The 26,278-nt window shown below is 45.3% G+C and carries 24 protein-coding genes; 14 read left to right on the top strand and 10 right to left on the bottom strand.

Annotation, left to right across the window (positions count from 1 at the left end; translation table 11 throughout):
- Nucleotides 1-82: 82 nt before the first annotated feature.
- The 10 genes from ACSBL2_RS15955 to ACSBL2_RS15910 all read left to right on the top strand — a co-directional run bounded on the left by ACSBL2_RS15955 (nt 83) and on the right by ACSBL2_RS15910 (nt 10,581).
- The gene (locus ACSBL2_RS15955) at nt 83-559 is read left to right on the top strand and encodes a DUF4625 domain-containing protein (protein ID WP_442587540.1); all 477 of its coding nucleotides are present in this window, start codon (nt 83-85) and stop codon (nt 557-559) included.
- A 313-nt stretch (nt 560-872) separates the two neighbouring features.
- On the top strand, nt 873-1,535 hold the full coding sequence (locus tag ACSBL2_RS15950) for a FadR/GntR family transcriptional regulator (protein ID WP_442587539.1): 663 nt from the start codon (nt 873-875) through the stop codon (nt 1,533-1,535).
- Nucleotides 1,536-1,991: 456 nt separating this feature from the next.
- Entirely contained in the window at nt 1,992-2,924 is a 933-nt protein-coding gene (locus ACSBL2_RS15945; protein ID WP_442587538.1) for an ACP S-malonyltransferase, read from the top strand.
- A 38-nt stretch (nt 2,925-2,962) separates the two neighbouring features.
- Nucleotides 2,963-4,600, top strand: coding sequence for a malonate decarboxylase subunit alpha (gene mdcA, locus ACSBL2_RS15940; protein ID WP_442587537.1), 1,638 nt, complete (start codon nt 2,963-2,965; stop codon nt 4,598-4,600).
- 123 nt (nt 4,601-4,723) lie between these two features.
- Entirely contained in the window at nt 4,724-5,593 is an 870-nt protein-coding gene (locus tag ACSBL2_RS15935; protein ID WP_442587536.1) for a triphosphoribosyl-dephospho-CoA synthase, read from the top strand.
- A complete protein-coding gene (locus tag ACSBL2_RS15930) occupies nt 5,593-5,889 on the top strand; it encodes a malonate decarboxylase subunit delta (protein WP_442587535.1) in 297 nt (98 codons plus the stop codon). The genes ACSBL2_RS15935 and ACSBL2_RS15930 overlap by 1 nt, the downstream gene beginning before the upstream one ends.
- 22 nt (nt 5,890-5,911) lie before the next feature.
- Complete coding sequence (locus tag ACSBL2_RS15925) at nt 5,912-7,564, top strand: biotin-independent malonate decarboxylase subunit beta (protein ID WP_442587534.1); 1,653 nt, start codon at nt 5,912-5,914, stop codon at nt 7,562-7,564.
- The gene (locus tag ACSBL2_RS15920; protein ID WP_442587533.1) at nt 7,555-8,187 is read left to right on the top strand and encodes a malonate decarboxylase holo-ACP synthase; all 633 of its coding nucleotides are present in this window, start codon (nt 7,555-7,557) and stop codon (nt 8,185-8,187) included. The genes ACSBL2_RS15925 and ACSBL2_RS15920 overlap by 10 nt, the downstream gene beginning before the upstream one ends.
- A 189-nt stretch (nt 8,188-8,376) precedes the next feature.
- Complete coding sequence (locus tag ACSBL2_RS15915; protein ID WP_442587532.1) at nt 8,377-9,543, top strand: porin; 1,167 nt, start codon at nt 8,377-8,379, stop codon at nt 9,541-9,543.
- Between the two features lie 12 nt (nt 9,544-9,555).
- Nucleotides 9,556-10,581, top strand: a complete 1,026-nt coding sequence (locus ACSBL2_RS15910; protein ID WP_442587531.1) for a hypothetical protein — start codon at nt 9,556-9,558, stop codon at nt 10,579-10,581.
- A gap of 130 nt (nt 10,582-10,711) precedes the next feature.
- Here the strand turns inward: ACSBL2_RS15910 and ACSBL2_RS15905 are convergent, their stop codons facing one another.
- The 7 genes from ACSBL2_RS15905 to ACSBL2_RS15875 all read right to left on the bottom strand — a co-directional run bounded on the left by ACSBL2_RS15905 (nt 10,712) and on the right by ACSBL2_RS15875 (nt 20,233).
- Entirely contained in the window at nt 10,712-11,857 is a 1,146-nt protein-coding gene (locus tag ACSBL2_RS15905; RefSeq protein ID WP_442587530.1) for a cytochrome-c peroxidase, read from the bottom strand.
- Nucleotides 11,847-12,704, bottom strand: coding sequence for a putative zinc-binding metallopeptidase (locus ACSBL2_RS15900; protein WP_442587529.1), 858 nt, complete (start codon nt 12,702-12,704; stop codon nt 11,847-11,849). Before ACSBL2_RS15900 ends, ACSBL2_RS15905 begins: the two co-directional genes overlap by 11 nt.
- Before the next feature lie 164 nt (nt 12,705-12,868).
- On the bottom strand, nt 12,869-14,347 hold the full coding sequence (locus ACSBL2_RS15895) for a RagB/SusD family nutrient uptake outer membrane protein (protein ID WP_442587528.1): 1,479 nt from the start codon (nt 14,345-14,347) through the stop codon (nt 12,869-12,871).
- Nucleotides 14,348-14,358: 11 nt separating this feature from the next.
- Entirely contained in the window at nt 14,359-17,943 is a 3,585-nt protein-coding gene (locus ACSBL2_RS15890) for a SusC/RagA family TonB-linked outer membrane protein (protein ID WP_442587527.1), read from the bottom strand.
- A 69-nt stretch (nt 17,944-18,012) separates the two neighbouring features.
- Nucleotides 18,013-19,059 carry a FecR family protein gene (locus tag ACSBL2_RS15885; RefSeq protein ID WP_442587526.1) on the bottom strand — a complete coding sequence of 349 codons (1,047 nt, stop codon included), beginning with the start codon at nt 19,057-19,059 and terminating at the stop codon, nt 18,013-18,015.
- An 86-nt stretch (nt 19,060-19,145) separates the two neighbouring features.
- A complete protein-coding gene (locus ACSBL2_RS15880) occupies nt 19,146-19,709 on the bottom strand; it encodes an RNA polymerase sigma-70 factor (protein ID WP_442587525.1) in 564 nt (187 codons plus the stop codon).
- A 275-nt stretch (nt 19,710-19,984) separates the two neighbouring features.
- Entirely contained in the window at nt 19,985-20,233 is a 249-nt protein-coding gene (locus ACSBL2_RS15875; protein ID WP_442587524.1) for a hypothetical protein, read from the bottom strand.
- A gap of 136 nt (nt 20,234-20,369) precedes the next feature.
- Between ACSBL2_RS15875 and ACSBL2_RS15870 the strand changes: the two genes are divergently transcribed.
- Entirely contained in the window at nt 20,370-20,969 is a 600-nt protein-coding gene (locus ACSBL2_RS15870) for an FMN-dependent NADH-azoreductase (protein WP_442587523.1), read from the top strand.
- 115 nt (nt 20,970-21,084) lie between these two features.
- On the opposite strand, the gene ACSBL2_RS15865 is transcribed toward ACSBL2_RS15870, so the two are convergent.
- From ACSBL2_RS15865 to ACSBL2_RS15855, 3 genes are read right to left on the bottom strand one after another with little or no spacing between them, the layout of a single operon-like run.
- Nucleotides 21,085-21,903: a hypothetical protein gene (locus ACSBL2_RS15865; RefSeq protein WP_442587522.1), complete on the bottom strand. Its 819-nt coding sequence runs from the start codon at nt 21,901-21,903 to the stop codon at nt 21,085-21,087.
- A 26-nt stretch (nt 21,904-21,929) separates the two neighbouring features.
- On the bottom strand, nt 21,930-22,433 hold the full coding sequence (locus tag ACSBL2_RS15860) for a hypothetical protein (RefSeq protein WP_442587521.1): 504 nt from the start codon (nt 22,431-22,433) through the stop codon (nt 21,930-21,932).
- A 12-nt stretch (nt 22,434-22,445) separates the two neighbouring features.
- Nucleotides 22,446-23,222, bottom strand: a complete 777-nt coding sequence (locus ACSBL2_RS15855; protein WP_442587520.1) for a hypothetical protein — start codon at nt 23,220-23,222, stop codon at nt 22,446-22,448.
- Nucleotides 23,223-23,607: 385 nt separating this feature from the next.
- On the opposite strand from ACSBL2_RS15855, the gene ACSBL2_RS15850 reads away from it, so the two are divergent.
- The 3 genes from ACSBL2_RS15850 (at nt 23,608) to ACSBL2_RS15840 (ending at nt 26,246) form a co-directional block, all read left to right on the top strand.
- A complete protein-coding gene (locus ACSBL2_RS15850) occupies nt 23,608-24,201 on the top strand; it encodes a GIN domain-containing protein (protein WP_442587519.1) in 594 nt (197 codons plus the stop codon).
- 286 nt (nt 24,202-24,487) lie between these two features.
- The gene (locus ACSBL2_RS15845; protein WP_442587518.1) at nt 24,488-25,324 is read left to right on the top strand and encodes a phytoene/squalene synthase family protein; all 837 of its coding nucleotides are present in this window, start codon (nt 24,488-24,490) and stop codon (nt 25,322-25,324) included.
- A 157-nt stretch (nt 25,325-25,481) separates the two neighbouring features.
- Nucleotides 25,482-26,246, top strand: coding sequence for a MarR family winged helix-turn-helix transcriptional regulator (locus ACSBL2_RS15840; protein WP_442587517.1), 765 nt, complete (start codon nt 25,482-25,484; stop codon nt 26,244-26,246).
- The last annotated feature ends 32 nt before the right edge of the window (nt 26,247-26,278 follow it).

Here is a 26,278-nt window from a genome sequence, read left to right as displayed (position 1 = left end):
AGCCCCATCCCAATGCCGGAAAAGCAGGGGATGGGGCTGCTGATTTTCCCCGCAACAATAAAATAAGAACAAATATATGCTCATGAAAATCAATAAAATAATGCCACTGCTACTGCTGGCGACAGTATTCTTTTCTGCCTGTAAAAAAGATGAACAGGATGAAATTGATACCACTTATCCTGAAATCTCTATAGCAGCCCCGGATGCTTTCCCTAAACAGTGCAGCGTAATCAAACGGGGCGAAAAATTTATCTTCAGGGCAGTGCTGAGTGATAACGTTGAACTGGGATCGGTGAGTGTCGATATCCACCATAATTTCGACCACCATACCCACAGTACTGAAGTCACTTCATGTGAAATGGAACCTGTTAAAGTTGCAGTAAATCCATTTCTGTTGATCCAGGCGTATCAAATCCCTACCGGACAGAAAACTTTTACTGTTCAGCAGGAGCTGACTGTTCCCGCTAATGTGGATACCGGTGATTACCATTTCATGATCCGCCTCACAGATAAGGAAGGATGGCAAACGATCAGAGGCATCAGTGTCAAAATTCAGTAGCTCATTAACTCAGGATACGGCAATGGAAGGTGGAATAAGAAATTGTCATACCTCCATTGCTTCAGTCCCTGAGTTTTCTTTTTGCCAATCCTTAAAACCTGGAATGTTCAGGCTGTACAGACAACCCACAGAAAGCAGAATATTTCCTGGAAAAGAAAGCTGAATTTTTAGCTGACCTGGAGATGAATTTTATTTCAATAATATAAGGTGTTTTGATCCAGTTACTTAGGTAAAAATAAAAAAAAATCTCTTTTTTCTTGCAGGAGAAGTAAATGTACTTTACCTTTGATTCGTCAGATGATATGACGAGCATATGGAAAATCTAATAGACCGTAAGAATCTCTCAGAGGTAGTCGCACAGCGTTTAAGCGAAATGATCAGATCCGGAGAATACAAACTGGAACAGAAATTACCCATAGAATCAGATCTCATGAAGCAGTTTGGGGTAGGGCGATCCAGCATCAGGGAAGCTGTCCGTACCCTTGAAAATTCTGGTATGTTGCGGGTTCAGCAGGGGATAGGGACCTTTGTTGCTTCGCAGAATGCCATGACTGAACCACTGGCCAAGAGGTTACAGACGGCCGGCCTGGCAGATATGCAGGAAGTGCGTGAACTGCTGGAGATGAAGATTGTAGAGAAAGCTGCTATAAACCGCACAGCGGAAGATCTTGTCCTGATGAAAAGCTTATTGGAACTCAGAAATAAAGCTGCCGATCACAATAACCTGCAGGACTGGCTGGAAGCAGATATCAATTTTCACATGGCTATAGCAGATGCCAGCAAGAATATCATCTTAACAGAGTTATACAAAACCTTCATTGAGCAGCAGCTAAAAAAATCAATCGCTGACACGTATTCCCAGCAAATACCATTACACCGTTTTACGGCCCTTCACAAGAAATTACTCGATTGCATTGTTGATCAGGATCCCAGGAAAGCTGTTAAAGTGGTCGTAGAGATGCATCACCAGGAGTAGATCCGCAATCATTAAAGGATATATTTAAGATTCAGCAGGGAATATCACAACCAGTTTTCGCTAAGTGAATGGTTTAACAGATAAAAATACAACGTTATAGGCTAATTCATCTGATCACCTGATGAAAGTAAGCGTAGAATATCGAGAATAAAGGAATAAACTATCAGTGCTTGAAAAAGCATATAAAAGGAGGAATAGTATAAACACAGCGGGTTCATCCAAGAATTAGAGGATTATTCATCAGATCACCTGATGAGATTAACAAGTGATCCTCCCTTGATACAGGTAAATAAGAACAGATGTACAACAATAGATTACAACAGCATTTCAATTAACTCATCAGATCACCTGATGAAACCATCATCAGCTTACTGCTTACAAACCGTAGTGAATAAGCTGATGATCGCTTCATCACCTTTAAAAAGCAATTATATACTGATAAAAAATAACGACCATATGAAAACAGTATTTCTCTTTCCGGGACAGGGTTCACAAAAACCAGGGATGTTACACCACCTGCCTTTAACAGATCAAACGGTTAAAGCGATTTTTTCGAAAACAGAGGAGGTATTGGGACAACCAGTCTATGATCTGGATACGGAAGAGAAATTACAGTCCACTCAGTATGTACAGATCTGCCTGCTGATCATGGAAGTAATTTCCGCTAAAAGGTTGCTGGAAAAAGGAATCCCGGCAGATTTCGTAGGAGGACATTCTATTGGCGCCTTCTCCGCCGCAGTCATCAGTGGGGTACTTTCCTTTGAACAGGCATTGCGGCTGGTCGACTTAAGAGGAAGATTAATGCAGGAGGCTTACCCTGAAAATTATGGCATGGCAGCATTGGTCGGCTTTACCACAGGCAGACTGCAACAGTATATCGATCAACACAACCGGAACCATTCAACAGTTTACCTGGGGAATATCAATGCAGCAACTCAGCAGGTGGTGGCAGGTGAGACAGCAAGCCTGGCTGTTTTTATCGAATCCCTGAAAGAGGCAGGAATCAACAAGGCTAAAATGCTGAAGATGTCGGTTCCTTCCCATTGCGTCCTGCTGGATAGCGTGTCGGTGGCGCTGAAAGAACAGATCGACAGCTATACCACGCGCGAACCGCTTATTCCCTATCTCTCCAACCATACCGGCCGCCTGCTCAGAAATGCCGAAGCCATAAAAAAGGATTTGTGGATTAGCGTGGCCAGGACCGTGAAGTGGTACGACGGGATCAGCCTGCTTTATGAACTTGAAGCCAGGTGTTTTATCGAAATGGAGCCCTCCGGGGTCCTCTCAAAAATAGCAGAAGAAACTTTTCCCGAAGCAACAGTGCTCGCCATGGAAGAAAATGGACTGGAGAAAGTGGCCTGGCTATGGAAAAATAATCAACAAGAATAGAATTACTATCAAATAAATAATCAAAAAAGGAGGCAAAAGTGTCAACTATATCATGGACAACAAAACGGGACGAAAAAGCCCGTAGAATCAAAAGTATTTCGCATTTAACCCAAACTGCGGTACTTAAAAAAGAAAATCTGGTAGAAGCACTCGAAAGTTTAATTCAGCCGGGCGACCGCGTCGTGCTGGAAGGAGATAACCAGAAGCAGGCGTCGTTTTTATCGGCTTCACTGTCCCAGGTGAATCCTGCAAAGGTAAATAAATTACACATGATCATGTCCAGCGTTTCCAGGGCAGATCACCTGGATATCTTCGAAAAAGGAATTGCAGAGCGGCTGGATTTTTCTTATGCCGGACCCCAAAGTCTTCGCGTGGCACAAATGCTGGAAGATGGTACGTTGAAAATAGGAGAGATCCATACCTATCTGGAATTATACGGACGTTTATTTGTAGACCTGATCCCGAATGTGGTATTGGTTGCCGCAGATAAAGCCGACCGCTTTGGTAACCTGTATACCGGTCCGAATACCGAGGAAACTCCGGCAATTGTGGAATCCGCCGCTTTTAAAGATGGTATCGTGATCGTTCAGGTGAATGAAATTGTAGATGTATTGCCCAGGGTAGATATCCCGGCATCATGGGTAGATTTCGTGGTGGAGTCGGAAGAAAATTACCAGCTGGAACCATTATTTACACGCGACCCCAAACTGATTACGGAACTCCATATTCTGATCGGTATGTTAACCATCAGAGGGGTATACGAGAAACATCAGGTAAAATCCCTTAACCATGGGATCGGTTTTAATACCGCCGCAATTGAACTGTTACTGCCAACCTATGCGCAAAGTTTAGGCCTGAAAGGCAAAATCGCTACCAACTGGGTTTTAAATCCCCACCCAACACTTATTCCTGCAATTGAAGCCGGATGGGTAGATACGGTACACTGTTTTGGTGGCGAAGTAGGGATGGAGAAATATGTTGCAGCACGCCCCGATGTATTTTTTACAGGAAAAGACGGCTCACTCCGCTCAAACCGTGCTTATGCACAGGTAGCCGGTCAGTATGCACTGGATATGTTCGTGGGTTCAACCCTGCAAATGGACAGGAATGCGAATTCTTCAACGGTGGTGTCAGGAAGACTTGCCGGATTTGGTGGTGCACCGAATATGGGACATGATCCCCGTGGGAGAAGACATTCTTCAGCAGCATGGCTGGACCTGATGACCTCAAATGATCCTTTGGCCAAAGGCCGTAAGCTGGTCGTGCAAACAGTGGAGACTTTCCAGAACGGGAATACACCGGTTTTCGTGGAAACCCTCGATGCTGTTGAAGTGGCTAAACAATCTGGCCTCGCAACTGCACCGGTGATGATCTATGGCGATGATGTGTCGCACGTGGTAACCGAAGAAGGTGTAGCCTATATCTATAAAGCCGAAGGTGAGCAGGAACGCAGGGATGCTTTATCCGCTGTTGCCGGCGTAACTCCTGTAGGTCAGCAAGTGAATGCAGCTACCATTAAGTCACTGCGTGAAAGAGGGATCGTCGCTTATCCTGAAGATTTGGGTATTCAACGTACACAGGCTAAAAGATCATTGCTGGCGGCGAAGAATGTACAGGACCTGGTAGAGCAATCGGGCGGATTGTATAACCCACCAGCGAAATTCAAAAACTGGTAGTCACCACGATAAAGCTGACCGGAAGGGCCTGCAAATCATCAGCAGGATACCTGAAGGCTCGATTCCTCAATTAAAGCGGATCAGTACCAGTAAAGCTTAATCCTTTAGTAAATATTCAGTAAAATGAAAGTATCAGTAAAAGAAGTCATTGCAGAAGTTGTCGCACAGAAATTAGCTCAGTTTGCTGTGGAAGCATTAACAGAAGAGGTCCGGTTGACACCCAAACCGGGTTTGGTGGATTGCAATAATAATGGTACCCACCACGATTTAACCCTTGCACTGATGGAAAAGTCAGCGCAGTCTTTGGAAACGTGTTTCCACGAAATGGCCCTGGCGGCTTATCGCAAACAGCCTTCGCCCGATCTGAGGGCCAGACTGGCAGCCATCGGCCGGTATGGGGAAGAGCAAATGCTGGAAGCCACAGGAAATGTGAATACCCATAAAGGCGCCATCTGGGCGTTGGGTTTACTCACCGGGGCAGCTTCGGTATTACTGTCGCAACCAACAGGGGAGATCTCCGCTGAAGATATCCTGCGTACGGCAGGATCAATTGCTTCTTATACTGATCGTTATATGCCTGTTCAGTATACCCATGGAACGGAAGTCCGCAAGCTTTATCAGGTACGCAGTGCCCGTGAAGAAGCTGCAGCGGGTTTCCCTTCCTTACGCGATACCGCTATTCCTGCCTGGGAAAGTTTCCGGGGGGAAAGTCCTGAAATCAGAAACCTGAATGTCCTGCTCTCCCTGATGTCTGTAGTGGACGATACCTGTATCCTTCACCGAAGTGACATGACGGTACTGTCTGAAATTCAGCAGCAGGCTGCCTCCATCTTAAGTAAAGGAGGATTGGGCAGGGGCGCGAACTGGAAGGCTTACCATGTACTGGATACTTATATCACTACACACTGGGTGTCGCCCGGTGGCAGCGCCGATCTGTTGGCCGCCACCATCTTCATCAAAAAAATAACACAACATTTTAAAATCAATTCATAATGGAAACATTTTCATATACATTCCCTGCCGGCAAAGAAATCAGCCAGAGGGCACATACAGGAGTTGTCGGTTCAGGCGACCTGGAAATATTAATAGAACCGGGAAATAACAAGACTACAGAATTTGTCGTTCGTACGGCATCAGAAGGTTTTGAGTCGATCTGGAAGGCTGTTTTCGAGCGCTTCATCAGCAGCAATGATATCGATGCGAAGGTCACAATCAACGACTTTGGGGCTACTCCAGGTGTAGTCAGTCTGCGCCTGACCCAGGCACTCGAAATTGCAAATCAGAAATAAATTCATTATTAAAAATAGTTTTATGCGTACAAGTTTTATTGAGCTTAAAGGCCGCGAACGCGCCGAAGCTCTATTAGATACAGGAAGTTTTAGAGAATTGTTAGGTCCATTCGATCAGTTGGAATCACCACACCTTGCTCCACAGGGTATTGTGCCGGAAAGTGACGATGGCATGGTGATCCTGAAAGGTCAGCTGAACGGTCAGGATGCCGTAGTGCTGTCTATTGAAGGTGCTTTCCAGGGTGGTGGAATTGGTGAGGTGTGCGGAAGTAAAATCGCAGGCGCGTTGGAACGGGTGCTGGCGGATAATAAAAATGGCAAGAAAGTAGTGCCGGTTATCATTTTTGATACAGGTGGGGTACGTTTGCAGGAAGCCAACTACGGACTGTTAATTATCTCTGAAATCCAGTCTGCCATTGTGGCCTTACGGGAATTTGTTCCGGTAATCGGACTGATCCCAGGTAATGTGGGATGTTTCGGCGGGATGTCTATCACAGCAGCTTTGTGTACAGAGCTGATCATGACCAATACGGCAAGGTTTGGATTCAATGGTCCGGAAGTGATTGAACAGGAGGCTGGTGTGGAAGAGTTTAACTCCCGCGACCGCAGACTGATCTGGGATACGATAGGTGGTAACGCACGTGCAGAAATTGGACTGATTGACCAATTGATCGCAGATGATGTGGATACTTTCAAAGCCGCTATTCAAACGGCGATTGATAAAACACCAACTACACCGCGTACCCAGCAAATCGACCGCTACCTGTCGTTAATTAACCGTCTTGATCCTAAAGTAAGAAACACCAGGGAAACTGTACTTTCTTTATTGGCAGATCCTACTACTGCTGCACTTCCTGAAATGAAGGATGCCAAAACTCCAAGCCGTGGCCGCACCTGGTTTAATGCTTTTACCGGTAATGCAGCTTCCCTGAGCTATCTCCCAAGTGTGCTGGTGGCAAATGTGGAATTCAATAACAAGCCGACTATGTTTCTGGCTGTAGTTCCCAATGCGGATAACCGTTACCAACGCGCAGGCAAAGGTGAAGTGGGTCTGCAGGAAGGATGGGTACTGGCGAAATATATCCGTGAGGCTATCGAGGAAGATAAAGACAAAGCGGTAAAAAGAAATCTTGTAGCGCTGATCGATGTGCCCAGCCAGGCTTATGGATACAACGAAGAGTTACTGGGACTTCATTATTCCTGCGCAGCAAGCGCTGATGCGTATGCTACCGCAAGGCTTGCCGGTCATACCGTAACAGGTATCATTGTAGGGAATGCAATTTCAGGTGCCTTCTTAACGCATGGCTTGCAATCCAGCCGGCTGATTGCCTTGAACGACAAGGAAATTAACGTTCAGGCGATGTCTAAACAGTCTGCCGCACGTATCACCAAACGTACCATCGCAGAGCTGGAAGAAGCAACCAAAAAAGTACCTGCAATGGCATATGATATCAATAACTATTACACCCTGGGTGCATTGGAAGAATTGATTGAAGGGGTAAATGCCGATGCACCTGCTGCCAGTGATGTGCAAAAAGTAGGAGCAGAGCTGGCAAAAGCTATTGATGCTGCCGACGGAACTTTAAGCCGCCGTTTACAAACTGTACCGGCCTTAAAACACGGTAGGGTATACTCTAATCTGGTTAGGGAAAAACTTGCAGCGCAGTGGAATTAATCCTAAAGCCCCATTATCTGCTTAAGATTCGTTCAATGGAAGATCTGGTGGCAGATCTTCCATTTCCGGAATGGGCACAAACATCCCTCATACGCGCAGCTTTTGTCGTCGTGCGCAGGGCGGAAATGCGCCAGGGAATGATCCCTGTGGGCATCCGGGGAGCTCAGCGTGGTCAGCGTATGGCCTGCTGGTTACCGGAAGGTATTGTCCAGGAGGTGATTACTCCCTTCTCCCTGACTGAGGAACGAAACTGGAAGGCGGCATATGACCTATCCCCACCGGAAACGATCCGCTCCTTGAGACATGTGATTCAGTTGATGAAAAATATGGGTTTCAAATGGGGACCCACAGGAAGTACCGGGTTTGAACTGGCAACAGGGATGCCCACCTTAAAAGAAAGCAGTGACCTTGATTTGCTCATCGAAGTGCCGGAAATACTAAGTGTAAAAACAGCTAAGAATCTGCTGGACAGGATGGAGGACATCTCCACTGTACGTTTAGATGTTCAAATCAATACCGCTAAGGGTGGTGTAGCCATGAAAGAATATGCTGCATCGGCCAAAGTGCTGATTAAAACTGCTGCAGGGCCGGTCCTTGAAGACGCAGCTAAGCTGTGGGATTAATCGGCTGCTTTTTATTGCGATTAACGTTAAGGCTCTCCTCATTCATCGCAAAAGCTGAATGTGTACAATTTGTTTACATGTAAATTTTTATGAACCCGGCACAATTAAAATAATGACAGGCACAGCAAACAGCCATTATTTTAATTAGCGAAGGTTCCGTCCGACCATTAAAAATAATATCATAAATAGATGAAACATAGAATCATAGTCATTATGGGTATGCTGACACTTGCCTCGTTTGGTGTCAGTGCCCAGAAGGTGACGCCAGCCGCAGACCCTAAATCTGTATCGGCTGATACCCTGGCAAAGCCATTGTTGAGGGTATTGAAAAAAGTAGCGATCGGAGGAACAATCCGGACGCGGTATAATGCAACCTTCAATAAACATATCGATATTGATGGTTTGCAGCACAGTAACTTAAATGATAAGTTCGCCGATAATGCCTTTACGATCCCCAATGCACGTTTGTATGTCGCAGGTGATATATCCGAAAAACTGGATGTTTATGTGAGGGTAAACTTTGGTGATTTCAAAGGAACACCCACCAGTAAAGTCCTTGAATACGCCTATGCAACATACCACCTAAATCCCTACCTCAATGTCCGGATGGGGGTCTTCAGACCAAACTTCGGCAGAGAGGATGATGTAGCGACAGATTTTCTCAAATCATTCGACTTCAGTAACCAGTATACCGCATTTGATGAAAACGGATGGATGAATTACCAGATGGGCCTAAGTATCATGGGGCAGGTCAAAGCAGGTGACATCCCGATCAAGTACTTCGCAGGAGTGTTCAACGGGAACAGAAGGAATAATTTTACCGATGATGACAATGGGAAACAGTTCCCTGCAAGGGTGGAGGTTGACTTCAGTAAGAACCTGCAGGTCGGTATCAATGGTGGTCTTGGAAAGGAATATGGAGCCAGCATTTCCGCATGGGGTGCCGATGTAAACTTCGAGCGTCAGCTTAGTCACCGTCTCCACCTGGAAGTAGAATCTGAATTCAAGCAGGGAAATAACCAGAGCTTATTTTTCAGCCAGGATATTGCCGGCACATCGGTATCAAATTATATGATGCGCGGGGCCTATATTCTCCCTAGTGTGATGTATAAAGTGAACAGCAAGGAGGTAAAAGGCTTCGAAGCTTCTTTCAAGTATGAATACTTTGATCCCAATTTCAAAAGAGATGGCAATGTAAGGCAGCAGTATGTACCTATGGTCGGTGTTGATTTCGCCGAACAATATGCCTTGCGTCTCCAGTTCGGGGTAGTCATGGACCGCTATGACCATAATATCGAGAATACCACACAATACAATTCTAACAGATTCCTTACGCAATTACAGATCAGATTCTAAACGTATAACAAGATGCAAGCAGTAAATAATATCATAGAAAAGAATGAGCAGGTTTTCAAAGAAACTCCTGTACAAACACTTCGGGTAGAAAACCCGCTACAATACCTGCCCGTGGGGTTATTTGGTTCCACCGTAGCCTTAGCTGGTCTGGGCGTAGCCTGGAAACAGTCGGCAGCACTTTTTGGAATGCCTATCGCCGTGTCAAATACGGTTACTTTTATTGCCTGGACAGCCTTCCTGATGCTGATGGTGAGCTATGGGCTAAAAATGTACCGGTATCCTGAAAAAGTAAAAGCAGAGCTGAACAATCCTATTGCTGCCAATTTTCTGGGTACATTTTTCATCTCTGCCGTATTACTGGCCTCATTAACCGTTCCCTTTTCCATGGTCGTGGCTCGTGGCGTATGGGTGGTGGGTGCTGTCGGGGGACTGGTATTTATGTATATCCTCACTTCAAGATTGTACCGCGGGCAGTTAAAAATTACAGATGCTGTTCCCCCAACATTAATTCCGGGTTTAACAGTGCTCAACACTGCCACTGCGGGTGCTGCCCTTAAATGGGACTGGTTTACGCACGATTTTGACCTGATTCTCTTCTCCCTGGGTATCGTTTACGTTTTCGTATTCTTTGTCCTGATCAGCTACAGGCTCATCCACCGTGAACCCGTGGTTACCTTTCTGGTTCCTACCTTATTGCTGATGTGTGCACCCTTTGAGATCGGATTCCTTACCTATATGAGTCAGGTACCACAGGTAGATATGTTTGCTTCCGTAATTTTCTTTTTCGGACTCTTTATCTTCGTGGTGCTGTTCTTCTTTGTCTTTAAAAAAGGACTTCCATTTATGGTATCCTGGTGGGGATCATGTTTCTCGGCAGGGGCCCTGGCCAATGCGGCACTCAGGTATGCGAACATAAGTCATAGTCCTCTGGTAGAAGGTATTGCGGCATTTCTGCTGATTTTCCTGACCGTGTTGATTGCGATTACTTTCTTCCTGACCGTAAAATATCTGGTTAAAGGTAAGTTGTTGAAACCCTGATTGACCGTACATCAACCGCGAATGGAATGCTTCTGGTATTCCTCCCGAATTAATCAACAAACCCCTCCGTATTGGTTCAGCTATAGCCACCAATACGGAAGGGTCTTTTTTTTGTTGCCATCTCCCGTATTTATTTCAGGCCTGGAATTTCCGGCCGGTTTACCGGATAAGGAAGTGTACTGATAGATTCCAGGAAAGCAAGTAGCGCCTCACGTTCCCTGATACTGAGATGAAGAGGTTTCAGGTGTACTGACGTTTCCGGAAACAGTGGGTCGGCCAGTTGATGATCCTTTCTTTTGGGATGCGGCATCCCCCGGTCATAAGTATTGACCAGTCCGCGGAGGTCCTGAAACATCCCGTTATGTAACCACGGCCCGGTGCGGACCACATTTCTTAGCGAGGGTGTTTTGAATTTCCCTGCATCCTCCGGGTTATGGCTCACCTGGTACCGCCCCAGATCTTCTTTTGCTTCTCCATACAGGGAAAATCCGATATTATGAAAGTTTTGGTCGCTAAAGAGGGGGCCATTATGGCAGTTGATGCATCTGGCTTTCGTCCGGAAGAGGTGGAGTCCGAGTACCTGTTCATTGCTTAATGCCGCACTATCCCCCTGGATGAACTTATCAAATGCACTGCGGGGTGTTTTAATGCTGCGCTCAAATGTGGCTATGGCATGCACCAACTGTGCTATATCCGGACGGTCAGTCTGAAAGGCAGCCCTGAAATAGGGTTGATAGGCTTGAATAGCCTGAAGCTTTGCCGGCAGGGACTTCAGGTCGGCATTCATCTCTTTGGGGTTGGATAAGGAGCCCATGGTTTGTTCTTCCAGGGACAGTGCCCGGCCATCCCAAAAAAGCAGTTCATTCGCCCAGGCAAAAGAAATTCCGGGCGTATTCCTGTTACCCGAACGGTGGTTGTGCCCAATAGCACGGATCCTTCCATCCGTCCAGTGCATGTCCGGGTCGTGGCAGGAGGAGCAGGAAATCTGGTTGGAAGCACTGAGACGCGGATCAAAGAAAAGCCTTTTTCCCAGATCAATCAGCGCTTTGTACTTTGGGTCGTTGGCCTGGATCGGGGCTGCTGGCAACACACCAAGTTCCTTATACCTGATTCCTGAATCAATATCTGCTTTCGGCCACTGGTCGGCAGATTTCTGATAGATCCTGCGCAGGGCCGCAATGTCATACGGATCATCTGTTCCCATAAAGCCTAAGAGTAGCGGTGCCATCAGGATTGCCGCTACTTTAATCAGGTATGTTTTTCTTTTACAGGCCACGGTTAGCAATAATTTCTGTATCTATATTCCATTCTGCCTGCAGGTATTGTTTCACCAGGGCATACTTTTTTGCCACCAATCCGCTTCCGTCAAATGCGGCGGTCAGGTACAGGGCTGAAAATTGTCTTTCATTGTATCTCAGTGCATTATAGATATAAGCTGTAAAGTCCATGTTCACTGTGTAAGAACGCTGAAATTCCAGAAAACCCAGGCTTTTGTAAGCAGTTGCTGAATTTCCTGTCGCATTGAAAAGTGCTGTAAATGCTGCCGGAACAGTGATTTTTTCGCGGCTTAAAGCATAACTGAAAAAAGATTTATGCAGGTTGGCCTGTACTTCCAGTTTCTGTGCCGCTGTCATTGCCGATAGCGTGGCATTGGTATACCCAAAGGTGACATGGTTGATTCCGGTATACATCCCTATGTTTGTAGCCAGGGTATCATATCCTGTTGGCTTACTGGCGTTGACTGTCAGTTGATGAATGCCGGAGGATAGCAGTATTTTGTAAGGCAGCAGTTGCCTCAGTTTTTCTGCGGTATAGTCATCCAGAAAAGCCTGTTTGATAAAATTATAGGCAGTCATGATTTGTTCTTCCTCAGCATTTTTGGCCATGTACAATAAACGGGAGGTACCATTCCACCTGAAATCATTGTCCGAAAACCTGTACAGGAAATAAGTGCCATAGTCCTGATGGAATTTCACAAACACGTCATCATAGGCCTGGTTGCCCTGCGGAAGTTGATAAAAGGACTGAGGCTCGGTTGGCTCCAGGTTTTTTTCTTTCTTGCAGGCAGTGCACAGTAGGGCAAGCACTCCGGCAAATAGTATTAAATTGATATATTTTTTCATCAGTGAATATTGTTTTTTAAAGGTCATGAAGCTATCATAAGCTTATTCATTATGGTTTGTAAGCAGTAAGCTTATGATGGTTTCATCAGCATATAATTGTTTTTAACGGCGATGAAGCGATCAGACGCTTCTTCATCTGGCCGGTTTCATCTTTCTTTCGTGGTTTAGTTGACCGCTGTTCCTGTCCGTGCAGCGGCAAGCGGATTTTGGGTCAGCAGTGGATTGTTCAGCAATACATTATCCGGAATTGGGAGCACATATGCAGGATCTTTTGCGGTGAGTACATAACGTGTAGCATTAGGCTCGTACCAGATATGTTCAATGGCTGGCATGCCATAACGGCGCAGGTCAAACCAGCGCTGATCTTCAAAACAAAGTTCCCTTCTTCGTTCCTCCCTGCAGAAAGCCAGTGCCTCATCTGCATGGGTAAAGGTCACATCTGTATAGGTTGCAGGTGCAAAACGGTTCCTGCGCAGGGTATTCAGGTCACTAAGTGCTGAAGAAAGTCCGCCTTGTCCGCTCTTGCTGAGCATCAGATAAGCTTCAGCCCTGTTCAAATAGGCTTCAGCAGTTCGCCATGCTTTTCCTGGTGCGGAGCGGCTGGCCCATTTTACGGCACTGTACAGATATCTGCCCGTAGTTTTTCTGATATAGGTATTCCAGCGCAGATCTGCAGTAGTATAACTGTTTGCGAGGGATGCCGACAAGCTGAACATGGTGGTATTGGTGGCCAGGTCTCCGCTCTGAACTTCGGTGGTGATTCCGAATATCCATAGGGTTTCCGGATTCTTTGTACTGACAATGACATTATTGGTGGTTGCATCTGCCGTAAAGCCCTGTAAGTTCAGCAGACCGGGTTTGGTTTCCAGCACAGCATCTGCATGTGCAATAACCTGTTGCCAGTTTTCCAGGTGCAGGTACACACGGGAGGCCAGCAAATGAGCCGCAGGGAGGCCTATGCGGAATAATCCCCCGTTATTGGTTGTGCCTTCCAGGAAGTGGATGCCTGAGCTGATATCCTTCAGGATCTGCTCATATACTTCCTGTACGGTGTTCCTTGGTCTTCCCGCATCCTGAAGATCAGGACTCAGGATGAGCGGGACTGCAAGTTCGCGCTGAGGAGATTTTGAAGGGTCATTGTAAGGCCAGCCGTATAAATTCACCAGCTGGAAATAGTAATATGCCCTCAGCACATGGGCCTGACCTTTGAGGTAGTTTTTATCATTATCGGTTCCTGTAGATCCGTCGGCATATTTTAATGCAATATTGCATCCCAGGATCCGGTTATAGAAGGAAGCCCATGGGTTCGATCCCGAAGTGTTGTCTCCGTTTACATATGCGGAATAATAATCGGGTTGCCAGGTAAATCCCCATCGATAAGACAAGGTGCGTGCGGAGGTCGAGGTTCGCGGGGCAATCCCCTCTACATCATCGTCCATGAGGGTGGTCAGGGCATTTAATGGCGGGTCACCCACGCTGGCTCCCGATAGTAAAGGATAACCACTGCCCATCAGGAGTTCATTGAATTCTTTGGTTGTTTTCGGAACAAGCTCATCCTGGGAGCTTTCTTCCAGAAATTTTTTGCAGGATCCCAGGAGCATGACAAGGCATGTAAGGGCGAATATTTTATAAATCGGTTTCATGTATAGAAGAATTAGATGCCTACTTTGATAGTGAAATTATAACTTGGGGTAATCGGTTGAGCGGTACTGCCGGTGTTTCCCTGTTCAGGATCCTGAGATCCCCAGGCCTTATTTTTCAGGATGAACGGATTGTAGACCTGAAATCCAAGCTGTAGGTATTGCAGGTGCAATTTATGGGTTACTTCCGGGTTAAAGTTATAGCTGGCGCCGATCTGCCTAACCCTCCAGAAACTGGCATTTACCACACGGAGGTCAGACTGGTTGTACATATCGTACAGACTCACATAGGTGCCTGCAGCGGTGGGTAGGGGTACACTGCTTACCGCAAAGTCATTTACTTTGATGAAGGCGGGAGTATTGGTAAAAGCCTCATCGCCGGGCTGGCGCCAGCGCTCCAGTAATTGTGTATCCAGGTTTTGATCCGGGGCAGGAAGGTATTGTGTGCTTTTATAAAGATTGTTCAGTCGTTTGTGCTGCCCAAGATTAAAGGCAGAAGAGGCGTCAAAACTGAAATTCTTAATGCGTACTGACATGTTCAGTCCCCCGGTAAACAGCGGGTCTTTGCGACCTGATTTGACAAGAAAGTCCGATGGAAGAAGGTCTTCGTCTGATAGATTGGTATTGACCTTATCAATTAGCGGGAGCCCCTGCGTGCCATCCAGTCCAACAAATTTGTAGGAGTAAAATGTTCCGGCAGATTCGCCATCTACAAAGGTATTTCCTGAGAGGTAATCGGCATAGGTATTCAATGCTCCGGCATGGTACACGCGGTTGACATTATGGGCCAGGTTTGCTGAAATGGTCCAGCTAAAGTTCTTCCGCTGGATAGCGGTCGCACGCAACATCAGTTCAACCCCTTCGTTTTTCAGGGTTGCTCCATTTTTATAGGCGGTTTGTACGCCATATTCAAATGCAGTCGGTACCTGGAAGATGATATCTTTGCCATTTTTTTTGTAATAATCAACCGAAAGTCCGAAGCGGTGATCCAGGACCGCAATATCCAACCCAATATTGCTGCTTACGGTTTTCTCCCAGCGAAGGTCAGGATAGGGAAGGCTGCTGATATTGAGGACGTACTGACCGGAAACCGGATCTACGATGTTGTTGCCATAGGCGGCGATCAATTCAGGCCCTACCTGCTGTACCACATTCCCCTGGTGTCCGTAAGATCCGCGGATGCTCAGGTCGCTGAGCCAGCCCAGCTTTCTGAATGCTTTCTCTTCATGTAATGCCCAGCGTCCCGCAATACTCCATACCGGGAGGAAACGGTTATTGGTAAACTGACCGAAACGATTCGAGGCATCTGTGCGGATGTTGGCATTGATGATATACCTTCTGTCGTAACTGTAAGCGAAAGTGGAGAAGAGGGATAAGTTATTTGACAGGTTGTCCCGCAGGGAAGCATTGTGTTTTCCCAGTGAGGAACCGTAGGTGGAGCCGGTAAGTGTGGTGCTTGTGGAAGAGGGGTTATACTCATAGGAAATGCTCTTCCCTCTTCCTGGAAAATATCCCCATTCCCTGGAATAGAATCCATCATACTGATTGGAGCGGGTTTCAATTCCCGCCATGGCATTCAGCAGGTGTTTGCCATTTTCTCCCAGATTTTGTTTGTATTGCAGCGTATTGCGCAGCGTGTAGTTGAGATTGTTGAGGTCATCATAATAGAGCACACCTCCATAAGGAAGCTTCGACGCAAGTTCTTCAGCACTTCCGGCAGCGACCGATCCGTAATCATATCCCCTGATCAGGGCCATAGAATAGGTTTCTTCACCTGCATATCGGGTGCTTTTTGTGTTTGCAAAGCCAATGGCTGCCAGGGCTGTATAACGAAATGCCGGTGTGAGGTCCCAATTCAGTTCCAGCTGGGCATTGATTTGTCGCACATTTGCTTCGTTTCCGCTATTGTTAAGCTCATTCAATACATTGTAGTTCAGTAAACTCAGTCCCTGGTATTCACTTGCCGGGGAATAACGGGTGGGGTAGTATTCCTCTGCATTCAATGTCCTGCTGGTATTCAGTGCATAATCAAACGGATTAACGCCATAATACCCTGTCGTTTTGCGGCTGGCAAAATTGAATCTGCTGTTTAGGGAAATATTCTTGCGGAGCTGATTTTTCAGGCGCAGGCTTACGGCGTATTTCTCTGCCGCGTCACCTTTCGCCGTTCCCTGGTTTTTATCGTATCCCAGTGAAATGAAATAACTGTCCATTTCACGGCCGCCGGATACACTTAAGTAATGGTTCTGGTTGATGGCCGGTTCGAAAAGAAGGTTAAACCAATCGGTGTTTTTTGTTTCCAGTTCCGCCACACGGTTGTTGAAGGTCGTCTGGTCGATCTGCTGATCAAAGAGATTGAACAATGCACCTTCATAGGAATAACTGAAAGGCATATTCTGATACAATAATCCATCCTGGTAAGCCTCTCTGGAAAATCCAACCCTTTGTCTGGAATCCATCCTGTTGAAATCTTCATACCGTGGTCTGCGTGAAATCCCCAAAGTGGCGCTGTAGCTGATCACCGGACTGCCCTGTTTGCCCGATTTGGTCGAGATGACAATCACTCCGTTTGCTGCGCGCGTGCCATAGATCGCTGTAGCGGAGGCATCCTTAAGCACAGTGATTGATGCGATATCCTGGGGATTGAGTCCGGCGATAGCACCGCCGAGTATACTTAACTGCGATTCAGTTCCCAATTGTTCCAGACGGCTCAATTGTGTGGTGGCCACCAAGTTATTCACCTCCTGGTTACTCAGGCTAACGGGTTCTTCCCAAATCACCCCATCCACAACCCATAAGGGGGTGCCATTGCCAAGTAGGGTGGAAACCCCTCTCAGGCGGATACGCGGATTAGCCGTTGGACTTCCCGAACTGTTCATGACCATCAAACCCGGAACCTGCCCCTGTAACATTTTGTCTATGCTCTGGTAGCCGTCCATCACTATACGATTTCCTTTAATCGTTGTCGTTGAACTGGCCAGCATACGGGCATCCCGGCTCTGGTAACCATCAATGACCACTTCAGTCAGTTCTTCCTGCTGCGGCAGAAGTACCGTAAGGGCTGTTTGTCCTGCCTGAACCCTGGCTTCCGCTTTTGTGAAGCCTACATGGGATATCTCATAGCTGAGTTCATCCGGAGACTGATCAGCTGAAACAAACAAAGTGGCACGACCATGCTGATCGGTATAGATGGAACGTTTTAGCTGAGGAAAGTAGATTGAACTACCAGCCAGTGGCTGCTGTTCATTGTCCTGCACCTGGATGCTGAACTGTTTCTTTTTCTGCTGTTCCTGCTTCTTTTTGATCAGGATTTCGCCGGAGTTTTGGATCACCTTCCAATCGTATCTGGAGGAAAGTAAGCGGTTCAGGAGCAGGGAAATATCGCTGGTTTTTATCTTTAAGGAAACAGGCTCATCGAGGTTCACCTCTTCATGATTATAGAAGAATTTGAGTCCCTCGCTTTCCGAGAGCTGTTTCAGGACTGCGCCAAGCTTCTGCTGGGAGACATTGATTTCGTAAGTTTGTTTCTGTGCATAGACATCGAGATTCGGGAAGCAGACAAGGAGTATTCCTATCGCGTAAAGGGTACATATACGCATAAGGAGTCCCTTCCTGGTGCTTGTGTTAAAGTGCCAAGTGATCATATAATAAGAGTTGTAAAAGGATTGTTATTTAGATTTTATGAGATACTGATTGTTTTTTTTGGTGATCGTAAGAGGGGATGTCCAGCTCAATTTTTCCAGGTTGTGCTGCAGGGAATCCTCCGGAGATAAAGTGCCTGAAAAATGAAGGTGCTGCAATGCCCTGCCGCTAAGTGTAATTTTGGTCTCGTACCAGACCTCCATCTGGCTGATCAGCTCAGGAAGTGGCATTTCTTTACAATAGAGGGGTTTTCGTAACCATAAATAAGCTTCTGTTTTCGCTGAACTGACCAGCTGGTATTTGCCATTGCCATCCCTGGGAAGGTAAACAAGCTTTTGTCTGGGGGAGAGGCTGACCTGCTGTGGCAGGAAGCCATAGGCCTGAAAAGATACTTTTCCCTCCCGGAGGTCGACGTAGAAATTATGGTTTTCCCGGTCTTTCCCCGTAAAGAAATGTGTTCCGGTAACCCTGATGACACCCTGGTCGCTGATGACTTCAAATGGCTTTTCTTTGCTGCTCTTCACTTCGAAATATGCTTCGCCTGTCATACGGACCTGTCTTACCTTCACTTCATCAGACTTTATATACGAAACAGAACTGTTTTTATTGAGCCATACCCGGGTACTGTCCGGCAGAAGGATCATAGCACTGCCTGTCTCCCTGCTTTTCCAGGTATTGGAGAATGCATAAGCTTTTGTGTAGCGGTTAGGTTCGTAATTGCGGGTATAAAAAAATGCTGAGGTACCAATCAGCACAATTGCCGCAGCGATGCGCATCGCATATCCTGAAATGCTATGGTACCAGGATAATTGAGATATAGGCTCCTGTATCTGTTGCTGAAGGATGTTCCAGGCAACGGCCTTTCTGCGCTGAAAATAGGGGGTAGTTTTGCGCTGTTCCTGTAAATAACTTTCCAGGAGTGGCATAAGGGAAACCCATCTTTCGTCCCGGAGAATCAGTTCCTGTATCAGGAAGTCCTTTCCCGGGGAATGTTCCGGAGAGATCAGTGTGTCGAAATCCCCTTCGTCTAAATTATTTAATAAGATAAAAATCAGTTCTTCTTTGTCAGTCATTCTTAAGGTCTGCGGTTAAGCTCTGTTTATATAGACACCAGGATTTAATATGGTATTACAATTATTTGTAAATAATCTAAATAATTTTAAAACAGTGCAGGCGCGAAGAGCACCAGGAAATAGGGAAGATCCTTTTGACTGATTTGGGAGCGTATTGTTTTATAGGCACGGGACATTTGTACTTTGACGGTATTGACGGAAATGCCTAGCTGCTCGGCTATGGCTGCATGGCGCATCTGCTGATAATGTGCCATCTTGAAAATCATCTGGCTTTTGGAGGGCAGCTGGGATATGACAACTTCAATTGTATTCATCAGCTCCATATATTCTTTTTCCTGTGCGCCAATTATCTTGCTATCGAGCGAGGGGGACACGATTTCCGGAAATTCTTCCATGTCCGTTAATGGTAGCGCACGGATATTTTGCCTGATCTGGTTGAGTGATAAAAGGTACACCGCTTTACTGCTGTAGGTTTTGAAGCTGTAAACGATGTCGATCTGCATTCTATTGTGCCATACTTTCAGGAAGAAGTTTTGTACAATATCTTCTGCTATTTCATGGCTTTTAACAATAGAAAAAGCGATGGAGCACAATTGGGCGTAATGGTCATCAAATAATTGTTTGAAATGCTGCTCTCCTTCTATTAACATGGTAAATACTATTATTCAATATTCAAGACTTTATGTGGTCTCTTTGGCCAATTCCCCGTCACCGGAATATACCTGTGCGGCACGCAAACACTAAGCAGCATATTGCCTGTACAGCAGAGCAAATGATTCTTCATTCAAACTGCCATTCGCAGGTTCAGGTGCAATATGTTCCGTTTTGTTCAGCAAATCCCGGAAGAATTTTGCCAAATATATCGTTATTATTTAGAATAATTATATATAACACGAAAAGAAGATGGTTTATTTCCTGCCTGGGATCAGTTGAGGGTAAATATGAAATCTGCCTGATCGGAATTTCCGACATAGAATTTAAGCCTTGCCTTCGGCGATTTAATCAGTGGGGCAATGGGGGAAATCAGGCTGGAGAACTGTATTTTTAAGAGATCCATATCTGTTTCTTCCGGAACAACAATCAGCAGATCTCCACCACTTGCACGTATTTTCCATCCCTCAAATTCAGGATTGCCTTGCATTGTTTGTTTCCATTCCTGCTGATATTTGCCCATGCTCTTTTTTCTGGCAAAATAATAATTGCTACAGAATTCTCAATGCTATGATTTATTACCATACATCAAGACCCCGCACTTTTCTATCCCCTAATTTAGCGCCGTTAAACACATCGGAATAAATTATAAATATATCATGTCAAAGATTTTAAACATCATTTCCAGTCCAAGGGGCGAAGCATCGAACAGCATTAAATTGTCAAACGCAATTATCGAAGAACTTAGAGCAAAAGATCCGGGAGCTGCTGTACAGCTGAGAGATTTAACCAGCGGACCTTTCCCACATTTGGAGGAAGCACACCTTAACGCATTTTTTACCCCGGCAGAAAACCATACGGATGCCAATAAAGAAGCTATCCGTCATTCCAATGAAGCAATTCAGGAAATCATGGATGCTGATGTATTGGTGATTGGTGCGCCAATGTATAATTTCAGTATCCCATCTGTACTGAAATCATATTTCGATCATATTGCCCGTGCAGGCATTACGTTCAAGTATACTGCTGAAGGCCCTGTAGGCCTGTTGACCGGTAAAAAAGCTTATATCGCGGTCACTACAGGTGGTATTTACAGTTCAGGTGATGCTGTGGCGTATGATTTTGTGACTCCTTATGTGAAAACCATTTTAGGTTTTATAGGTATTACGGATGTAACGATTGTCCGGGCAGAAGGTTTTGCCATGGCTGAATTCCAGGAAACAGCGTTGGACAAGGCAATCGACAGTATCGTATTGTAATTCACACACAATCTCTATACACAAACAAGGGGGCTTCATTCGAAATGGGCTCCCTTCTTTGTTAACACGTACGCTCACCTGCTGCAATTTTCTACCGGTCGGCAAACTGAATGGTTTACAGGGAGACCAGGATATAATAAAACAGGGGGTAGGAAATCAGAAAGGCCATCATGAAGGTGTTTAATCCCATAATCACTGCCATGGATAAATGAAAGATGACGCCTAATATCAGCCATATCAGTGCATATGGGGCCGAAATTAAAAAGAGTAGCGGAAAACTGAGCTCCCATAAAATGATCAGCCAGCAGCAGGCATAACCCACCAGCTGGTGCCTGACCAGAAAAGATAGCGATGGTTGGCCATAAATCTCTGTTGCCACTACTTTTTTTATGGACTGTCCCGATCTCCAGGTACCCGACATCAGCTTGTAATAACCCGAAATGAAATAGGAAAGGCTCAGTTGTGCCACGATAAAAAGTGGTCCTGCCCACCTCAATGAAAGTTCCGGATCCACTGCATAGTAGACGAATAACCCAAATAAGAGGATGGAGAGTGTTTCATCGGCACCATCCCTTCCCTGAAAATGGCGGATATTCAATAAACAGTTGATCAGGAATAATATAGCCAGACAGCTGCTGACAAACAGATGATTTCCAGGATTAAAAAAAACAGATATGGCGACAAGTATCCTCAGAACAATGAGGAATTTAAATGGACGATCCTCAAAAAGTCCATTCAGCAAGCGGAGCCTTGGTCCCCTGAAAAGCCAGCCCGGTCGCGTACTGCTGATTTCCCAGGAGAAGAAAGTCGCTGCACTGAACCGTTTCCCTTTTAGCATACACAGGTATTCAATACTCATGAACAAGGTTGTGAGTAAGGTGCCCAGCAACGTGTATTGTATGGCTTCTGTTTCAGCTAATTGGGGAAGGGTCATCTTCTTAATTTGTTTCTTATGGGCAATTAAAGCACATGCTGCATGGAAATAAATGCAGTGGAGAGCTCTTCCTTGTTTTGGCTGGGAATGACCATACTGATCGCGAATTGCACGGTATCGCCTATTTCGGCCTTACAAAGGGTACTGACATGGTTAAGCAATAATAAATAAGGCAGGGTGTAGACGACCTCATTTTTTTCTGATACCGGTGTACCGATCAGCAGCTGACAAATGTCAAAAAAGGACTTCCTGTCCCTGCGGTAGGGGTTCCAAATAAATCCATACCATTTTCTTTTAGCCCCGAAACTGACCAGTCGCCATGGAGAATCTGCATGGGCAGAAAATACCCGGTAATACAAATAATAATCGGTCTGGTTCGGTTCCGGGGCAAAAAAGTTCCAGGTAGGAATTAATGAAAGGACATCATTTTCAACAATCCAGGATTTCGCAAAAGAAAAATACTTAAGTATGGACAGTATCAACCAAAGCGAAATAATTCCGGTTAGCATCAAAGAAGGATAGAAGCCCATCGTCAGTTAAATTTATCTTATCCTTTTCGTCTTCATAATCGCCTGCTGCCTGGCGGCAACCAAATCTTTTACGGCAAGCATCTTTCCGCCGGTAATTTGCGGATTGATCACTTCCTGGCCAATCTCTCCGAAGGTCGGTGCGCAATTACCTACGGCAGTTGCAACGGCAGCCACAATCAGACCGGCAGTTACCGTCGCTACTAAAGCTCCCGGGGTACACATCATCTCGCCACCTACACGGCCGAAATTCATACCACCCATTTCTTTAGGGATTTTAAGCGCCTGCAGCTCCAATCTGGAAAGTTTAGGCTGGTGTAAAACCACCATTACTTTTGGAGCTGCAACATTTGATTCTTTGGAGAATTCAGTGACTTTAAACAGGTCCGATTGAAATTCCCCACCAGAGAATGGAAAAAAGGCCCTGGTCAGTTCTACCCCTTTAATGGTAAAAAGATTGACAGCAATGGTCTTCGTCTCATAATTCAGATCAACCACAACTGGTGCGTTGGTCAGTATGCTTAACGCTTCCTGGTTCGAAACTTTTTTCAACGCACTTACCGCACGTTTGTTTTTCATCACCAGCTGATTAATTTGCTCTGCATCATTTGCAGCAACGGCTTTTTCCAATTCATCGAACAGGGTCGATTTACTGTCAGCGATAATCACCACACCACTGCCTGGAGGCAGTAATTCTGTTGCGGCGCCAGTTAATGTATGTACAACAGGCTGTGTGACGGCTTCTGTTCTGGTTCTGCGATCTCTTGCCAAAGAGATTTGTAATGTCTCCATAGTGTTTATATTTTGGTTAAACTGTTTTAAAATTGTTTATAATATTCTGGATTTTTAAGCCCTCATTCCTGCTGGTTTTGAGCTTTTTAAGCTAAAAGGTTTGACCATGACCCTAAATGCAGAAAAAAATATTTCATGAGTTCAGGCTGGTCAGTTCCCCTCATCAAGAAAAATTGAAACAATCAGGGGAGACCCTTTCCACAGCGACAGTGAAACTGACCAAATTTTTTAATCCCTGTTGGTCGAAAAATAGATGGAGTTTGTCGGGTTTTACAGAACGTTGGCATGAAAACACAAAAATGCACGCAACGTTTCGATTTCATTAACGTCCTGTGTATAAGAAATTAATAAATTTTATTTTTTAACCGGATAAACTCAAATAGATATGAAAACATTATTCCGCTCAACCCTAAAATCAGCTTCGTTTGCTTTGCTCTTATTCGTTTCCTTATGGATGATCAATGACTCCGTTGCCATTGCCTCAGAAAATCCTGTGGAGACTAAACCCGATATCCAAAGGATAACCATAAAAGGAAATACCAAGGTGATCCTGGTGCAGGGAAAACGGGATTTTATAACAATGGATGAGTCGGATATGGACAAAGTATCCGTAAAACAAATAGGAAACACACTCACGCTGAATTCTACTGAAGCATACCGCATAGTTGTATTTGTTCATATAAAGGATATCTATCGGATTGTTGTTTCTGATCAGGCAATCGTGCAGACCCTAGGGAAACTGAACCTAAAAAACCTGCAGGTGTTATTGAAAGATGAAGCACAGGCGCGTGTCCGGGCAATTACAGAAACTTTATATACAGCCATTAATGACAAGGCCAGTTTAGAACTGATAGGTTCTACTGATCTCCATATGTATGAATCAGGTTGTATGGATAAAATCAACACAAAGAAATTTGCTGCCCTGAAAACTAAAAATAGCTATCCCACACAAAAAACAGCGGAACTCCATAGTAACTAAGGAGGAAACCTACAACCATTACCCCAGAACAATAGCGCTAATGCAATGATAAATTTAAGTAGCCAGTAAAAGGCTTTTCCTCTAATCTATCATGGCTGACTGATCATTTAGCAATCAATCTCCAATAAATTTGTACTATATCGTACAATCTGGATGATAATAAAACAAATATGTACTATACTTGTTTATTGTTGTACTGAATATATCTTTTGATCAGCGGATCATACGATCCCTGTCAAATCCTGTATACCGTATAATACCTTTATCCGATAGATTGACAAAATAGATGAAAGAGAGATTTGACGTATTATCTGCCACCTGCAGTAAGGAAACGACGCGGCTTTACAGCACCAGCTTTTCCCTCGGCATTTATTTTTTGAACAGGCCATTGAGGCAACCCATTTATGCGATATATGGCTTCGTCCGGCTCGCCGATGAGATTGTTGACAGTTTCCACGATTATCCTAAATCCGTTATGCTTGCGGAGCTTAAAAAAGATTGTTTCGCGGCCATCGAGCGGGGCATCAGTATCAACCCCGTGTTAAACTCCTTCCAGCAGGTGGTGAATCAGTATGGAATCGAACATGAACTCATCAGCCTGTTCCTGAAAAGTATGGAAATGGACCTCGACGATCAGGATTATACCCCTGAAAAATATGAGAAATATATTCTGGGCTCGGCACAGGTGGTCGGACTGATGTGTCTTCATGTTTTTACCAACGGGAATAAGGAGGATTTTGAGCGCTTGCGCATACCTGCAATGAAGCTGGGCTCTGCCTTTCAGAAAGTGAATTTTCTGAGGGATGTCAATGCTGATTACCAGGAACTGAGCCGGACCTACTTCCCTGATGTCAACCTGTCAAAATTTTCAGATGCAGACAAAAAAGCAATTGAACAGGACATTTTGCGCGAATTCAATGAAGCGTTAAAGGGCATCAGGCAGTTGCCGCGTTCCTGCAGGAAAGGCGTTTACCTGGCCTACGTCTATTATAAAAAGTTATTCCAGAAAATCGGAAATGTGCCTGCACACCGCGTGATGTCAGAAAGGATCCGTGTATCCAATGGCCATAAGTTCTGGCTTATGTTCGATTCCCTGGTTCGGTACAAACTCAATTTTTTGTAAGCCTGTTTATTTCTGCTGAACACGCAACAGCAGCAAAGGGCGTTAGGAATGGTAGGATTGGAAGCTGTTCAAAAATAGAATGAAGAATTATATTCTACATGAACACAAAAGAATTTACATTTGTTCAAAATCCGATAGCCATTAAACCCCACAAATCATGAAATCATATCCGCTCATTCATCAATTGCTAACTCTGGTAGAACAACTGGAGGAGGAGCATAAGGGGGATGAAGTTTCTCTTCAGGATTTTGCCGGTTTCCTGATCAACCATATCGGAGGCCTTGAAGGATATGCCGGACAGCCTGGCTTAGCACCTGAAATCGTTGCTGCAGCAGGTGCAGCCGCCTTACAGCCCGATGCCAAACACAGTGTGATTCCCGAAAACGGAGATGTCAGGTTCGGGAAAAATGAGGACGAAGCACAGGAAATCGCCTATCAGTTGGATAATAATATCGGCAGGTTATTCGTCTACATGAGCCGTTATGCAAAGTCTTATATCAAAAAAGCCCTTGAGGGAACACCACTGCAAACCGGAGAGGAATTCACCGCACTGGCTATTCTGCTGACGCATACACAACTGTCTAAGACAGAGCTGATCAGTCATAACCTGCAGGAGAAGACTTCCGGATCTGAAGTGATCAGGCGCTTAATTGCAGCCCGGCTTATCAGGCAATGGGACAATGAGCATGATAAACGTGGGAAGTATATAGGAATTACTGAAGAGGGGAAGACCCTGCTTTACCAGGTTTTCCAGGACATGAATCATGTTGGGAAAATGATCACCGGTCAGCTCAGCTTTGCTGAAAAACTGACTTTGCAGTACCTGTTGCAAAAACTGGAAGACTTCCATTATGCCCATCATGAGAAGAAGACGATCCTCAGTAAAGAAGACCTGAAAACTTTTACGGAAACGCAGGTCTGATACCAACAAAATCAGGTTTGATAGATGGAAGA

The organism is Pedobacter sp. AW31-3R (assembly GCF_052180285.1).
Classification (GTDB): Bacteria; Bacteroidota; Bacteroidia; order Sphingobacteriales; family Sphingobacteriaceae; genus Pedobacter.
This window is presented reverse-complemented; position numbering and strand designations above follow the sequence as displayed.